Source organism: Phycisphaeraceae bacterium, from assembly GCA_019454185.1.
Classification (GTDB): domain Bacteria; phylum Planctomycetota; class Phycisphaerae; order Phycisphaerales; family UBA1924; genus JAHBWV01.
The window spans coordinates 90,304-105,502 of record CP075368.1; the positions used below are offsets into that span (position 1 = coordinate 90,304).

Consider the following 15,199-nt stretch of genomic DNA (forward strand, 5'->3'; position numbering starts at 1 on the left):
GCGTACGTGCGGAGTTGTGCGGGAGACTCGCATGGATCGATTCAAGAGGGGCGCGGGGCGGTTCGTGGTCGAGTTCGAGTCGATGCTGTTGGGGATTGTCGCGTCCTATCTCGTTGCGGCGACGGCGATCGTGTGTGCGGTTGCGGGGTTGATGATTGCGGAGTGGGTTTGGCCGCGGGTGAGATGGATCGAGACGGCACTGGTGATCGTGGGGATTGTGTGCGGAGGCGGAGTCGGGCTGATGGCGTATGTGCAGGTGCATGAGCGGCTGACGGAGGAGAGGCGGTCGAAGTTTCTGTGGCTTCTGCTGTCGCTGATTCCGGGCGCGGGGTTGCTGATCGGGGTTTCGGAGCTGGTGATTCGGGTCCTGCGGGCGTGGGCGCGGTCGGGCGAGACGTGAATGGGTTGAGTAGAGAGGTGTGGGATAAGAGACGTGGCCTTCGGCGAGTGGATGGCGATTGGCATGGGAGGCCGCTCGCGCTTCGGACTCTGTTCAAGGCGGGGCCTTGGGCGATGGGGAGACGGGTTGTCGGGTGTCTGGTTGGTTGGTCGCCTATCCTTAGAGTCTGTCGGTTGAACGTGAGTGTTTGGCGCTCTCGTGCCGGCTGCCGTCCTTTCCTGCCGCACACATAGCCGCTCGAGAGCGATGCACGCCAATGACTCGGTGCGAACCGAGGCGTGATCGTTCCCGGGTGAGTCGAATCCCAGAGTCCGTATGCCATCCTCTTCAGCCAATATCCGTAACGTCGCGATCATCGCCCACGTCGACCACGGCAAGACCACGCTGGTGGACAAGCTGCTCATGCAGTCCGGCAACTTCCGCAAGGAGGAGCTGGAGAAGCTGCAGGGCGGTCAGCACGATCTGATCATGGACTCGAACCCGCTGGAGCGTGAGCGCGGGATCACGATCCTGTCCAAGAACTGCGCGGTGAACTATCACAGCGCGTCGGGCGAGGATTTCCGGGTCAACATCATCGACACGCCTGGGCACGCGGATTTCGGCGGCGAGGTGGAGCGTGTGCTGCGGATGGCGGACGGGTGTCTGCTGTTGGTGGATGCGTTCGACGGCCCGATGCCGCAGACGAAGTTCGTGCTGGCCAAGGCGTTGGAGGCGGGTCTGAAGCCGGTGGTGGTGATCAACAAGTGCGACAGGCCCGAGGCGCGTCCGGACGAGGTGCTTGACGAGGTGTTCGACCTGCTGGTGGATCTTGGTGCGGATGATCACGCGCTGGACTTCCACTGTGTGTACGCATCGGGGCGGGGCGGCTGGGCGACGACGGATATGGATGCGCCCGGTCAGGATCTGCGTCCGATCTTCGAGTCGATCGTGAACCATGTGCCCGCGCCGAGCGATGACGCTTCGAAGCCGGTGCAGATGCTGGTCACGACGCTTGACTGGTCGGACTATGTCGGCAGGATCGGCATCGGGCGTGTGTATGCCGGGACGCTCTCTGTCGGGCAGCAGATCACGGTGATCAAGCGGGACGGCCGGAAGCAGAACGCCAAGATCGGCAAGCTGCTTCGGTTCGAGGGGCTGGGCCGGAAAGAGGTGGAGCAGATTTCTGCGGGCGACCTGTGCGCTGTGATCGGGATCGAGGGGGTTGACATCGGCGACACGCTCGCGGATCCGGCCAACCCGGTTGCGCTGGAGCCGGTCACGGTGGATGAGCCGACGATGACGATGACGTTCCGAATCAATGATTCGCCGTTCGCGGGGCAGGAGGGTCAGTATGTGACAAGCCGGCAGATCCGCGAGCGATTGATGCGTGAGCTTGAGACGAACGTTGCGCTGCGTGTCGAGAACGGGCGGACGTCGGATGAGTTCGTTGTTTCCGGTCGCGGGCTGCTGCACCTGGGCATTCTTCTCGAGACGATGCGTCGCGAGGGGTACGAGCTTTCGGTCGGCAAGCCGGAGGTGATTCTCAAGAGCATCGACGGGGTTCTCTCGGAGCCGATGGAGTCGCTGGTGATCGATGCGCCGAACTCGGCGGTCGGCAGCGTGATGGAGCTGGTCGGATCGCGCCGGGGCGAGCTTGTGAAGATGGAGCCGCGGGGCGAGAACACGACGCACATGCTCTTCAAGATGACGAGCCGCGCGTTGATCGGTCTGCGTGGTCGGATCCTGACCGCCACTCAGGGCGAGGCGATCATGCACCACCGTTTCGAGGCGTTTGTGCCCGCGTCCGAGGACAACCTCGGGCGCATCAACGGCGTGATCATCGCGACCGAGGGCGGGCAGGTGACGCCCCATGCGGTGAATCTCGCGGCGGAGCGAGGCGTGTTGTTTGTCGCGCCGGGTGAGCAGGCGTATGCGGGGCAGATCGTGGGCGAGCACAATCGCGACAACGACCTGCCGTTTCATATCTCGCGGTTGAAGCACCTGGACAACATGCGTGCGGCGAGCAAGGACGCGACGATCACGCTGAAGCCGCCGCGGAAGATGTCGCTTGAGCAGTGCCTTGAGTACATCGAGGAGGACGAGCTTGTGGAGATCACGCCCAAGTGCGTGCGTCTGCGGAAGCGGATTCTCGATGAGAGCATGCGGAAGCGTGCGGAGCGTCAGTCGAAGGACAAGGAGCGGGCGGGCGCGGAGGCCTGATGAGTCGGGTTTCGCGCGGCTTCGACGCTGATCCGTCGGCGGCACAGGGCACGTTTGGAATGGGCGATACGTTCACTGCTGGTGAACGTGTGCTGTTGTTCGCGCCATGGGTTCGGTATGTATCGCGCCGAACGAGCTGCGAGCGAGGTGTTGTGTGCGATTCGCCACTCTTGGGCTGCTCCTTGTGGTATTCTGGCGCGGTACCACACGACATCAGCAAGGGATGGGCACCGATGTCAATGACTGAGAGCGAAGCGATCCGCTACGGCTGATACGCGAGGAATACGAGAAGGAACTCCGTAAGCTTCAGGGCCGCCTGTGCATGCTGCAAGATTGGGTGAAGCACAAGGGGCTGCGGGTGATTCGGGTTTCAACGCCACGACCCCGGAGCGGTTCCGGGGTCGCGGCCAACAAGGGAGCGATGGAAGCGTGGGCTCACACGCGACGGCGGCGACAGGCGATCAGGCCGCTGCAGGCGAGGAGGGCGACGCTGCCGGGTGCGGGCACGATGCTGTCCAGGCGGAGGATGACGGTGTGTGGAGCGTAAAGCACGGTCCACTCATAGGTCAGTGCTCCGGCGACGGTCACCGGGTCGTTGGTGAACGATCCGAGGACGCCATCCATGGCGATGAGGATGATGAACTGATCTCCGACGCGCGGCGCGATGGCACCTGGCGCGAGGTCTGCGAGTGTGACGTTGAGCACGCCACCGAGTGTCGCGACGGTGTCGACCAGCAAGAGGTCGTTGCTGACCATGTCGAGCGGGCTTCCGATATCGAGCTCCCATATGGCGTAGGGCGTGCTGGTGAACTGGTTGACGCTTGCGATGCCGACGATTCCGTCGCCGATCGTGAGCAGTCCATCGTTGACGAGGCCGATCTGGCTGAGCGACGCGCCGGGCGCGAGGTCCATGATGCCTCCGATGCCGTTGCGGAGGTTGCCTGTGCCGAGGAAGGCGGTCGCCTGATCGACGAGTGTGCGGCCTCGCATGCGGAGGGTTGAGCCGTGTGCGATGTCGACGGCCGCGCCGGAGAACTCGGTGTCGGCGGTGATCTGGACAATGCCGCCGGTGATGTTGAGACTGCCTTCGACGATCATGCGTGAGCCGGCGAGGCGAGTGATGGGAAAGAGGCCCAATCCGCCGAGGTTCATCTGGCCTGCCATGTTCCAGGCAGCTTCTGGATCGGAGAGATTGAGTGTGAAGCGTCCGAGTGCCCCGCTTGAGACGTTGATGATTGAATGGTCGCGGTTGCCGTGAATCTCAGAAAGAGCGTTCGTATTCAAGACGAATGTACTGTTGATGTCCCACACGGTGGGTGTGCTGGGGAACGTGGTCATGTAGAACGTATCTGCATCGACGACGGTCGGGCCTGCAATGGTTGCGTGTCCGAAGATCTGGCTGACCCCGTCGATGATGATGTGGCCGTCCCAGGCCGATGTCTCGTAGAGTCGCAGCAGCCCTTTGTATCCTGCTGCGTTCGGCTGCATGATGAACTCGCCGCCGCGCATTCTGACATGGTCATAGAAACCCATGCTCGCGTTCTGGCCCATGTTGAAGACGCCGCCGTTGAAAGTGGTCTCGGTGAAACCAAGATGGCCCGCGCCGAGCCAGAAGCCAGGATCGATGTGGACGCGTGCGGAGGGCTCGAAGGTGAGCGAGCTGGAGTAGACCGCGAGAGCGGAATTCAGGTTCATCTCGCCCGCGACCGTCACCGGACCGCCGCGTATCGTGGCGGGGGTATTGGCGATGTTGTCGTTCAAAACGTTGATGGTGCTGTTTGCATCGGCGGTCCAGCCCTGAGTGAGGTCCATGTCGAGGCGCGATGATCGCGACATGATGATCTCGCCGCTGAACGAGTCGGCGAGTGCAGAGCCGATGAAGCGCATGTAGGAGTTGGCGCCTGCGCTGAGATCGACGATGCCGTTGCCGGAGACGCCGTCGAGATCGAAGAGGCCGCCCGCGTTCTGGCGGAAGGTGAGCCCAGCGCCGTCGAGCCCGCGGAGACGCCCATCGTTGAGCAGTGTGATGCCGGGGCCTGCGCCGGTGCCGTTGAGGTTGAAGAACCCGATGCCTCCCACACGAGAGTTTGCTCCCACGCTGAGGATGCCATTGACGCCTGCGAAGGCCTGGCCGACCATGTCGATGCGGGCGCCGTCGCTGAGCGAGAGATTGCCGGTCGTGAGCGATGAGCCCTTCATCGGTTCGAGCAGCATTCGAGAGGCGTAGGTGGTGAGGAGGCCGAATGGGCCTGAGACGATGTTGGATCCGGTGAGGTTCGTGCTGCCCGCGACGTGGAATGAACCCATGTTGTTGCGCACGGTCATGCCGTCGGTGATCAACAGGTTGGCCATCTGCTGTGATCCGAACCCATCGTGCCAGACGGTCGCGTTCTCGGCGTTGGCGCGGCTTCCGATGAAGACATTGTGGAATGGCTGCGGGACTCCTGCCGGTGTCCAGTTACCCGGGGTTGCCCAGATGCCGCTGGCGGTGTTCCAGTGAACGTTCTGTGCGAGCGCGGGCGCGGCGAGTCCCACGGCCATCGCGAGGGCGAGTGCGTGTGAGACGTGATGTGTCGGGCGAATGATGGATGCATCACGGACATGACGTATAGCGGACATGGGTTTCTCCCTTTGGTGACACGCGGCACCGGACGAGACGGACGTCTCGTCACTCACGGGCAGGTGTCTTGGCAGGAAGAGACGCGGAAGCCAAGGGAGGAGTGCGCCAGAGAAGCGCATGCGTGTTCTGCGCCAAACTCTGCGTCACACTGCGGCCGCCGGTGGTGACCTGCGCGTGGCTGGGGGTTCTCGCGCTGGTCATCATCAGGACGAGGACCGCTGTTCTGGTCAGGTCACCAACCCCGCCGACAAGGTGTTCCGTGTCGTGCTGAAGGAGGCGGCGCGGGTAAGGCCCAGCGTGCGGTTCCTAGCACCGCACGCAGCCGCGTCCATCATCTGCTGCACCTGACGCGGCTCTCACCCGCCGCGATCCGTGCCGCGCTCACCGGCACGCTCAGCCCGCGGATCGCGCTCGAGGACCTGCACGACGCGGCGGACTCGCTCGACTGGTCGCTGCGGGCGGTCTGCCTGGGCTTGCGAAGCCATGTCGGTGCAAACCCCGCCCAGCGAGATTCTGGTTCTCACGTCATCATCGCGCGCCCGATACAAAGACGCCGCAGGGAAGAAACGGACTTCGCACCCTCACCTGAAGCCGACTCATCAAGAGTTGGCATCATGTGTGATCTGGTCAGGGTTCGGATAAACCAAGCAAGAGGATGGGGTCGGCGGCACCACGGGCTTGGCCACTACGCAGCCGAACTCTGTGGACTGACACTTGGCGGGTCTCGTCGATACTACTGCTCGATGGCGATGGAGGTGAGGTCCTCGACGGTCCAGGCACTGCCGGGTCCGGGCTGCCAACCCATGCGGAGGACGTTTCCGTTCGCATCAGTGCCGTACACGCTGAGCGTGCCAGCGGTGGAACACGAGCTGGTGAGCGCGCCGGTCGGGACGTATACGGAGGGCGTGCCGGAAGGCAGCAGGGGGGAAACGGCCCACTGCCCACCGAAGCGGGGGATCCACCAGTAGACGTGGATTGTGCCCTCCGCATCGAGTCCCACGTAGTTGATTCCCCCCCATGGAGTGGTGTACGCGGTGAGGTTGCCTCCGATGAGTTGTGGTCCGGCGTAACGCGTGGTCAGGTTGCTTACGGCCCAGTGTCCGCCGAAGCGAGGGATCCACCATGTGGTGAGCATGTTGCCGGAGCTATCGATGCCCGTGATGTTGATGCCGCCCCAAGCGGTGAGTGTGACGGCGAGTTGGCCGTAAATGGCGGGGGCGCCTGTGATGGTGCTGAGGTTGTCGGTGCGCCACTTTGTGAACGCGGGATTATTGGTGTTGATCCAGATGGACTGGATGCGGCCGAGCGTATCGACCCCGGCGAGGTGCCATGTGTCCCATTTGGGGACGTAACTCGTCAGCCCGGTGAGGTTTGGCGTGGTCTGGCCCTGTGATTCGAGGTCGGCGGAGATATCGATGAAGTCGAAGTGGGGGCCGCCTCCGGAGGCGGTTGTGAGCGACTGCTTGAAGGCGACGATACGGCCATCCTCTGTGATGCCCGCGATCACGACGATCTTCTGGCCTATTGAGATGAAGTGTGTGAGATTGCCCACAGGGGAGGCGGTCGCGCCCGTCTCGGTCGAGAGGTTGCGGAGGGTCCAATCGCCCGTGCTGGAGCGTGTGAAGAGGATGAGCCCCGAAGCCGAAGTCGCTGCCACATAGATAAGCCCGTCCTTGGGATCGGCCCAGAGCACTGCGGGTGAGGTGGCGTAGGGCGCGCCTGTCTTCTCATGCAGGTTCTCGAGCACCCACCCCTGCTCGAAGACGAGGACGTGGCCGAGCGTGTTGACCGAAACGACGCGATGCGTGTCGTTGTCGTCAGCGGCGCCGGCGGGAGCGCCGATCGAGGGGGCTGCACCGATGATCGTGACAATCGCGGCGGAGACGGCGCTCGTAAGCCCGTCGTTGTCTGTGGCGATGGCGAGGAAGGGAGTTGCACCGGGTGTCGCGCCGGCGGGAACGGTGTACGCGAGCGTGAAGCCATCTGTCGGATCGGTGTCGCTGCCGATGAGCTCGCCCGTGTCGGCGATCCCGTCGTTGTTCGCGTCGAGGTAGAAGTCCACGCGGGCTACAGACCCGTCGATATCAGCGGCAGCATTGGCTGTGAAGGTGATGGGCTGCCCGCGAACAACTGACTCGCCCGATGATGTCAGTGAGCCGATGCTGGGGACGGCCCCTGTGATCGCGACACTCGTCGCGGCGGTGTCGCTCGCGAATCCATCGGTGTCGGTGGCGATCGCGAGGAAGGAGGTCGCGCCGAGGGGAGCATCAACGGGAACGGTGTATGCGAGTGAGAAGCAATCGGCCGGATCGGTGTCGCTCCCGATGAGTTCCACTGTGTCGGCGATACCGTCGTTGTTCGCGTCGAGGTAGAAGTCCACGCGCGCGATGGTTCCTCCGGCATCGGTGACGTCGTTGGCTGTAAGTGTGAAGGAGTGTCCACGGGCGGCTGATGGGCCGGAGGATGTCAAAGAGCCGATGGTGGGGTCGGCGGGCAACTCGAAAGCGCCAATATCCGTGGCAAACCCTTGTGTGCGTGCGAAGCCACGCTGGTCGGTGGACAATCCCACTGGGTTGGATCCGGCATCGATCGCCGGGCTGTCGGTGAGGATCGCGTGTGTCTGCGTAGAACCTCCGTTGAACGAGAGCGGCTCGAGGAGAGGGTTGCTCCCGACGACGTTGCCGCCGACACCGTTGACCAAACCTCCTGATTTCATCGCGTTCTGGATCAGGTTGTTCATCGAGTCTGCGGCGAGTATCCCGACAATGTCTCCGCCAGAGTTGCTGCTGACAATTGTGCTTTGTAGCAGCGCAGCAAATGCTCGTTCAAGATACAGACCCTGTCTGACGTTGAAAGAGACCGTCGAGTTATTGATCGTGAGCGCCGTGGCGAAGGCATCGTCGAAGATGCCGCCACCCGCTTGGTTTGCGGTGTTTCCTGAGACAGTCGAGTTGGTCAGCGTGAGAATGCCGTAGCTGCTGTTGTTGATGCCACCCCCTCGAGATGAAGAGTTCCCCGACACGGTCGAGCCAATCAGTGTTGCCGTGCCTTGGTTGTTGAGGATGCCGCCCCCGCTAGTGCTCCCGGTGTTTCCCGACACGGTCGAGTTAATCACCGACATCACATTGGAATTGTAAATGCCGCCGCCCCAATAGGCATAGTTTCCCGACACAGTCGAGTCGATCAGCGTCACGGTGCCCGCGCTGATGATGCCGCCGCCGCCACCGCGCGTGTCGTTTCCAGATACGGTGGAGTCGGCCAGCATCAGCGTGCCGACGCTCCAAATGCCACCGCCATCCTGCGCGTTGTTGTCCGACACGGTCGAGCTGGTCAGTGTGACGATGGCTTCGGTGCCGATCCATATGCCGCCAGCTTGATAACCCGCGGCGTTGGCCGATACTGCCGACTCGTAGAGCGTCACGGTGCCGCGAACACTGGAAATGCCAGCAGCATTCCTCGCGGTGTTATCTGATACGGTTGAGCGTGTCAGCGTCAGCGTCCCGCTGTTGAGGATGCCGCCGCCAGTATGTGCGTTGTTCCCTGCGACTCGGGTGTCGGTAAGGGTCAGTGTGCCACCGTTCAAGATGCCACCTGCATCGTGGGCGTTTCCCGCCGTGATGGTCAGTCCGCTGATGGACACGTTTGCACCCGCCAGGATCTGGAAGACGCGAGACGCGGAGTTGCCGCTGACGGCGAGACGATCGGCTCCGAGGCCATTGATCGCTAGCTCGCCTGAGATATGCAACTGCGATCCGCTTAGAGTGATGATTCCGTCAGCCAGCGATTCGTGGAAGGTGACCGAATCCGGACCAGGATTGCTGTTGGCCAGCATGATGGCCTCGCGCAGCGTCGTCTGGCCCGGGTCGTAGTTGCCATCGACGATATCGCCGATGTTGTCGACCAAGTAGCTGGCCAGCAGTTGACGTGGCTCTAGCGACTCGAACAGTGCGTAGTGCTTGGACATCGTTTGCTCCAATGGCCGGGCAAGATGAAAGCCATGCGGACCCGGCAAGTGGGCAGCACCGCAAATCGAGCTCTGCTCAACATGTGGACGCAAGCCTCGACAGAGGCGTTATCTCGCCTGGCCGCTCGTACATTCGTTGCCTGACTTGCGAGTATAGATTGGCAAGGGGGTGCGATGCAACCACTTCTCACGGTTTCTGTGAGGGTCTTCGGTATGCCATCTCCCGGTGCCGTGAGATTCTGTAGCCGGATGATGATCCGCAGTGATCGCGCGTTGGCACTCGACGATAGGGCAAGGTGAATTCGTCCCTCTGTAGGGCGACTAAAGACCGATTACAATGCCCTGATTCGCACAAACTGGCAGGAGAATGGTGACTCGGGGGAGTTGCAGAGTGTGTCGAAATGTCCAGAAATGTCGGGATCGGTGGGGTTAAGGGTCGCAGATTAGTCAGTGTCACGAGAGTGTGTGTCACTCGCATTTTTATGTTTTGCAAGTGCTTACAATCACATCGTCCGACGTGGTATGTCACGTTGCCTTGCGGTGCTGAGGGGCGAGTCAGGTCGCCGCTTGTGGAGGCGGGAGTATGGCAAACAGCGCCTCAGGGTCGAATCGTCAGCGGCCTTGAGTGTTGCGAGTGCGCTGCGGCCACGTGACCACCAGGGTTCGACATACACGTTGACCCGATTCCGGCGAGCAGGTATCTTCACGATCTATTCATGATGAAAGTGTTGCGCAGCACGCGCGTGTGGTATTTGTTTGTATAGTTGTTGCAGGTTCGACGGTTGGGAGGCCTCGCATGCATGTGCTCCATACTCCGGCAGACACTGGTACCTCCGCTTACCCCTTTGCAGCGACACCGATCAGGTCTGTGCCTGACGCCGCGATCGTGCGAGAGCCGACGGGGCGTGGCTGCCGGGCCGATGCGGTGGTCTTTTCTGTGGGATGTGTGACAGCCAGTCACGGAGTGATGAGCACATGTTCTCAATGAGGACCACAACCGCGCTGCTGCACGGACTCGGAGAGCCGGGCAACTCGTCTGCCTGGGAAGAGCTTGACGGCCGATGCCGGCCGATCATGCTGGCGGTCTGTCGGCGGATGGGTCTTACGCACGCCGAGGCGGAGGACGCGGTGCAAGCCGCGATGGTCTCGTTCGTCGAGGCCTATCGACAGGGCAAGTACGACCGTGAGCGGGGGCGTCTGAGCGCGTTCATTATCACGATTCTCCGCCATCGCGCGATCGATCGCGTGCGGCAGGCGCGTCAACGTCGTGAAGCGAACGAGTGTGCCGCGGGGCTAGAGGCAACGAGCGAGCACGAAGTCGAGCGATTCTGGCTTGACGAGCGGCAGAACCAGATCCTGCGAGAGGCACTTGCGCAGCTTCGCGAGGGCGGCACGGACGAGCGGATGATCGCGGCCTTCGAGCTGTATGGTCTGCGAGGGGTTGAAATCGACGAGGTTATCGCACAACTCGGTATGTCGCGTGAAGAGGTGTACAACGCGAAGTATCGTGTCACAAAGCGGCTCCAGCCGATCGTTGCACGCCTCGACGAGTTGTACGAGGATGTGTGACCATGGCATGCCCCGAGGACTTCAGTTCAGCGCGTGACGGCCCTTCCTCGGACCCACGTTCTCGCGATGGTGACGGCGTGTGTCCGGGGCTTGAAGCATTGGAGGAGTACGCGTCTGCACTCGCAACGGGTGAGCCATGCACCGATCATCACGCGACGATGGAGCACGTTCGGTCGTGCGGGACATGTGCCGATCTCCTGTCCGCGATGCGATCGGCAGAGGGGTTTCTGGATCGCTTCCGGGGGCCTGTGGCACGGAGCCGAGACGAGGTCGAGCGTGGTCTGAAGCCGGAGCACCAGCGAGCCATGGAGGGTGCGAGCCCGGTGGTTGTGGAGGGCTACTCGGTCGAGGGGCTGGTTGCCTTCGGCGGTCAGGGCGCGGTCTACAAGGCGGTTCAGCGCGGCACAGGCCGGCTCGTTGCGATCAAGCTGCCACTCGGGGACACCCAGCGCCATCCTTCGACGCGGTACCGATTTGAGCGTGAGGTCGAGCTCGCAGCGCGGCTTGATCATCCGGGCATCGTGAGGATCATCGAGGCCTGCCGCGTGGAGGACGGGCGACTTGGATACGTGATGGAGTATGTTGAGGGAGAGACGATCGACCGATGGTCGATGCGGACGCGAGCCGATGGTGCGGCAGGGATGCGCCGGATCGTTGCGGTGATGGCGGAGGTCGCGGATGCGATTGCCGCGGCGCATCAGCGTGCGGTGCTGCATCGAGACATCAAGCCGAGCAACGTGATCGTGGCCGGTGATGGAAAGGCGCGTGTGTTGGACTTCGGTCTGGCGAAGTCGCTCGATGCCTCCGGATCATCTTTCGTGACGATGACGGGCGCGTTTCTCGGGACGCTCGCGTATGCCGCGCCAGAGCAGATCGATGGGGGCGCGGAGGCGGTCGACATCCGGACGGATGTGTACGCGATGGGCCTGCTGCTCTTTCTGTGTCTGACAGGGAGATTGCCGTACGCGACGGACGTGCCGACGGCGGAGCTGCTGAGACAGATCCGAGAGTGCGACCCGGTGCGACCGTCGACTGTCGTGAATCAGATTCCGGCGGACCTTGACGCGATCGTGCTGAAGGCGCTCGCGAAGGTGAGGGAGCGGCGGTACACGACCGCGGGGGAGTTTCGTGACGATCTTCGCGCCTGGCTCGCGGGGCAAGCGGTGCGAGCGCGGTTTGACAGCAGGTGGTACGTGGCGAGGAAGACGATCCGGCGGCATCGGCGGGTTGTCGCCGCGGGGCTTGTGATGGGGCTATTGGTGGCTGCGGGTGTGGGCTTGGTTGCATACACGATCGCCAGCACGGATGCGGCACGGGCACGAGAAGCGTATGAGCGCAGCCGCGCGACAACGGAGTCGGCCAGGGCCGATGCGGTGCGGCAGTTGATCGATGAGTTGCTGCCGATCGCGAGCATAGAGGCCGGTAACCCGCTCACTGCAGCGTCGGTGCAGAGTCTCAATCTGCTCGATCGCAAACTTGAGTCTGGCCAATTACGCGATCAACCCATGCTTGAGGCGGCGCTCCGTGGACTCTTGGCTGCTCTCTATAACGACCGCGGAACGCTTGGACGGGCAGAACTCCACGCACGTCACTCGCTTCGGTTGCATCAGATCACGATGGGCGAGGCCCATACCGAGACCTTGCGAGCCGCGGACACACTCGCGGGGATCCTGCTTCAGCGTCGGAAGTTGGGGGAGGCCGAGTTGCTCGCTCAGCGTGCGTACCAGTCAAGATCGCGGGTTCTGCCCGCATCACACCACGACGTGCTCACGAGTCTCTACACCCTGGCACGGATAGAGCTTGAGCGGGGCAGATTCAGAAGTGCCCAATCCCTTGTAAACAAGATCGAATCCGACGGAAGTGCGAGCGTGGAGGCACATCCCACGCTTACATCATCGCTCATTGCGATCAATACGGATATAGCGCTGGCTGAAGGTCGAGTCACAGACGCACTGCCTCTGGCGCAGCGTGCGGCGATCGCGTCGTTCCGCCTTCGCTCGGACGATCATCCAGAGGTAGCCCGTGCCATCCGGCGGCTGGCGCGTGCCGAGCGTGCCGTGGGTCAGGACGAGCTTGCGAAGCGCAACGAGATGCTCGCCGAGCTGATGGAGGGCACGCTAGGATCCAATCGCCCCGCAGAGACGTGGGCCATGCTTGTGGAACTCAAAGAGCGGCTGCTCGGACCGGATGACATCCAGGTATCGGGCACGTTGATCCTTCAGGGACTCGCTCAACAGGCCGCACGAGAGTGGAGCGAGGCACTTGTCACGCTGGATCGCGCTGTTGAGATACTTCAACGCGAGGAGGGGCCAGACTCTCTGACCGCGATCGATTGCATCAACCAGTTTACGCAGTCAATGATGCGTGAACATCGGCTTGATGAGATCCGTGAGCATTCTCAGCATCGATATGAAGTGTATAAGCAGAAGCATCCAAATCGCCTCAGCATCATGATTGTTGTGGCACACCGTGAGTGGGCATCTTGGCTCGGTGTGATGGGACGCGACGAGGAGGCGTTTGCCGAGCTTGATCGGGTTCTCGTGGAGTTGCAGGACATTGCGCACAACGATCCGATCGAACGAATCCGCGCAGAGATTGAGATCGCGGAGTTGCATGCGGCCAGAGGGGAATGCGATCTTGCGGAGCCGCTCGCTCGCTCTATCCTTGATGCCATCGGTTCGGATATGCAGTTCTGGTGGGAAGCCCACCGGGCAGAACGCGTGCTTGTCGAGGGCCAGATCACCAGGCGTGAGTTTGCTTTGGCAGAGCACACGATCAACGAGGTTGCGCGGTACAGGGTCCCAATGGGTGCGGGCTTCGTTCCTGAGGCTCAACCCGAGAGGCGAATGGCAGGTCGATGGATTGCCGCTTATCGCGAGGTCGATCGGCCGGAGCCGCCCGCTTTCGCCGACCTCAGGTTGGTGTATGGCCTCATGGATGAGTAGGTCCTTCGCCCAGCACAAGTTTCCGAAAAGTGCCTGCGAGATCCCGCCCTGTACCACGAAGTGTCTCTGAAGCCCCTGTTGTTGGGCGGCTTCGGGCGACGTTCGTGGCAGGGCGGGTATCCCGCCGCGTTCGCCGTCCTCGTGGTCCTTGTCACATCACAGAGGAGGCATCGCTATGGCTCGTTCGATCACTGTTTCTCGTGCGCTCGCGCTGGTCGCCGCGGCTGGCTTGACGTCAACGGCGTCGGCGCAGTGGGGGCCCCCGTCCTTCCTGGCGTTCGACTTTCTTCCCGACATGCTGGAGATGACTCCTGTTGATGTCGTCGGTTCAGGTGAGACGACGGTCGTGGCGTACAGGGCGATCAGAGAGAGGGGTGTTCAGAACCAGGTCTTTGACTCTGGTCTCTGGCACGCGGGCGAGCACTTCCCGATGCCCGAGCGGTTCGACGCGAACGGTGAGTTGTATGAGACGCAGATGACGCTCTTCCGGCAGTCGCCGCAGCGCGGGCCGGGAGACCCGATCAAGGGCATTCCGATTGTGGTGGTGACGAAGCCGGTGGGTCAGTTTGGTCAGGGTGCGTTCTGGGACACGCGGGAGGGAGTCGCCGATGCAACGCTGAACTTTCTGGGCGTTGGCTCCTATGACTTGTCAGCAGCACACTCGGCGGACCTTCACGCCTCGACGATCGTCGGGACAGGGTACACGGATCTCAGTGGTTCGGTGGTCTCTCGGCGCGCGGTTCGCTGGGACACAGCGAGCGGTGTCGGCACGGAGTATCCGATGTCGATGCTGATGGTGGGCGCGGAGGCCCGCGGCATGTCGGCCGATGGACAGGTCACGGTCGGCGTTGCGCACGTCGGATTCCAGAACATCTCGTTCGATTATTCTGTGGGCATCGCTTGGTTCGGGAATGGCCTGTACACCATCTTCGATCACGTGGAGGGGCTGACCCATGTCTCCGGCGATGGGATCGCCCTTGCGGGATACAGCACCACGCGGTCGAACACGAAGGGAAATCTCAACCGGACGTCGACCGGACAGAACTACACCCTCGATGCGGGCGACATCAACGACGACGGCGTGATCGACATTCTCGACGATCACGACTCGGTCATCAACGACCTCTCGTTCGATGGGAACGTTGTCGTGGGCTCGGTCACGCTTCCTGGAGCTGACGAGCGGGCCGCGTTCTGGGTGTTCGACGGAGCCGGGTACAACTTCTTCGACCTTTCCGCGTATCTGGAGATCAGCGGCGTGGCAAACCTCGAAGGGTGGCACCTGAGCAGCATCACCGCCGTCTCTGATGATGGCACGATGTTCGTGGGATCGGGCATCGATCCGCTGGGTCGCACCGCGGGCTGGATGGTCACGGTTCCTGTTCCCACGCCGGGCACGGTGACACTGCTCGCACTGGGTGGGGTCATGGCGTCGCGGCGGCGCAGACCCAGCGCCTGCTGAGACGCTGAGGGCCGCGGGATTGCCTCCCCCGCTGCGACGTGCG

Annotated in this window: 7 protein-coding genes; 5 read left to right on the plus strand and 2 right to left on the minus strand. The window is 62.4% G+C overall.

Annotated elements, in window-relative coordinates:
- The first annotated feature begins 31 nt into the window (after positions 1-31).
- Positions 32-400 carry a hypothetical protein gene (locus KF838_00390; protein ID QYK48325.1) on the plus strand — a complete coding sequence of 123 codons (369 nt, stop codon included), beginning with the start codon at positions 32-34 and terminating at the stop codon, positions 398-400.
- A 315-nt stretch (positions 401-715) separates the two neighbouring features.
- Positions 716-2,599 (plus strand): translational GTPase TypA, encoded by a 1,884-nt coding sequence (gene typA / locus KF838_00395; protein ID QYK48326.1) that lies wholly within the window; start codon positions 716-718, stop codon positions 2,597-2,599.
- A 435-nt stretch (positions 2,600-3,034) separates the two neighbouring features.
- On the opposite strand, the gene KF838_00400 is transcribed toward typA, so the two are convergent.
- The gene (locus tag KF838_00400) at positions 3,035-5,218 is read right to left on the minus strand and encodes a hypothetical protein (GenBank protein ID QYK48327.1); all 2,184 of its coding nucleotides are present in this window, start codon (positions 5,216-5,218) and stop codon (positions 3,035-3,037) included.
- A gap of 734 nt (positions 5,219-5,952) precedes the next feature.
- The gene (locus KF838_00405) at positions 5,953-9,183 is read right to left on the minus strand and encodes a hypothetical protein (GenBank protein ID QYK48328.1); all 3,231 of its coding nucleotides are present in this window, start codon (positions 9,181-9,183) and stop codon (positions 5,953-5,955) included.
- Positions 9,184-10,158: 975 nt separating this feature from the next.
- On the opposite strand from KF838_00405, the gene KF838_00410 reads away from it, so the two are divergent.
- From KF838_00410 to KF838_00420, 3 genes are all read left to right on the plus strand, one after another.
- Entirely contained in the window at positions 10,159-10,752 is a 594-nt protein-coding gene (locus KF838_00410; protein ID QYK48329.1) for a sigma-70 family RNA polymerase sigma factor, read from the plus strand.
- A 206-nt stretch (positions 10,753-10,958) separates the two neighbouring features.
- The gene (locus tag KF838_00415) at positions 10,959-13,697 is read left to right on the plus strand and encodes a serine/threonine protein kinase (GenBank protein QYK48330.1); all 2,739 of its coding nucleotides are present in this window, start codon (positions 10,959-10,961) and stop codon (positions 13,695-13,697) included.
- Positions 13,698-13,872: 175 nt separating this feature from the next.
- Complete coding sequence (locus KF838_00420; protein ID QYK48331.1) at positions 13,873-15,156, plus strand: hypothetical protein; 1,284 nt, start codon at positions 13,873-13,875, stop codon at positions 15,154-15,156.
- Positions 15,157-15,199 lie beyond the last annotated feature (43 nt).

Bases quoted from the DNA above. Each gene is read 5' to 3' on its own strand.
- KF838_00390 (QYK48325.1), top strand. From the start codon at position 32: ATGGATCGATTCAAGAGGGGCGCGGGGCGGTTCGTGGTCGAGTTCGAG.
- typA (QYK48326.1), top strand. From the start codon at position 716: ATGCCATCCTCTTCAGCCAATATCCGTAACGTCGCGATCATCGCCCAC.
- KF838_00400 (QYK48327.1), bottom strand. From the start codon at position 5,218: ATGTCCGCTATACGTCATGTCCGTGATGCATCCATCATTCGCCCGACA.
- KF838_00405 (QYK48328.1), bottom strand. From the start codon at position 9,183: ATGTCCAAGCACTACGCACTGTTCGAGTCGCTAGAGCCACGTCAACTG.
- KF838_00410 (QYK48329.1), top strand. From the start codon at position 10,159: ATGTTCTCAATGAGGACCACAACCGCGCTGCTGCACGGACTCGGAGAG.
- KF838_00415 (QYK48330.1), top strand. From the start codon at position 10,959: ATGCGATCGGCAGAGGGGTTTCTGGATCGCTTCCGGGGGCCTGTGGCA.
- KF838_00420 (QYK48331.1), top strand. From the start codon at position 13,873: ATGGCTCGTTCGATCACTGTTTCTCGTGCGCTCGCGCTGGTCGCCGCG.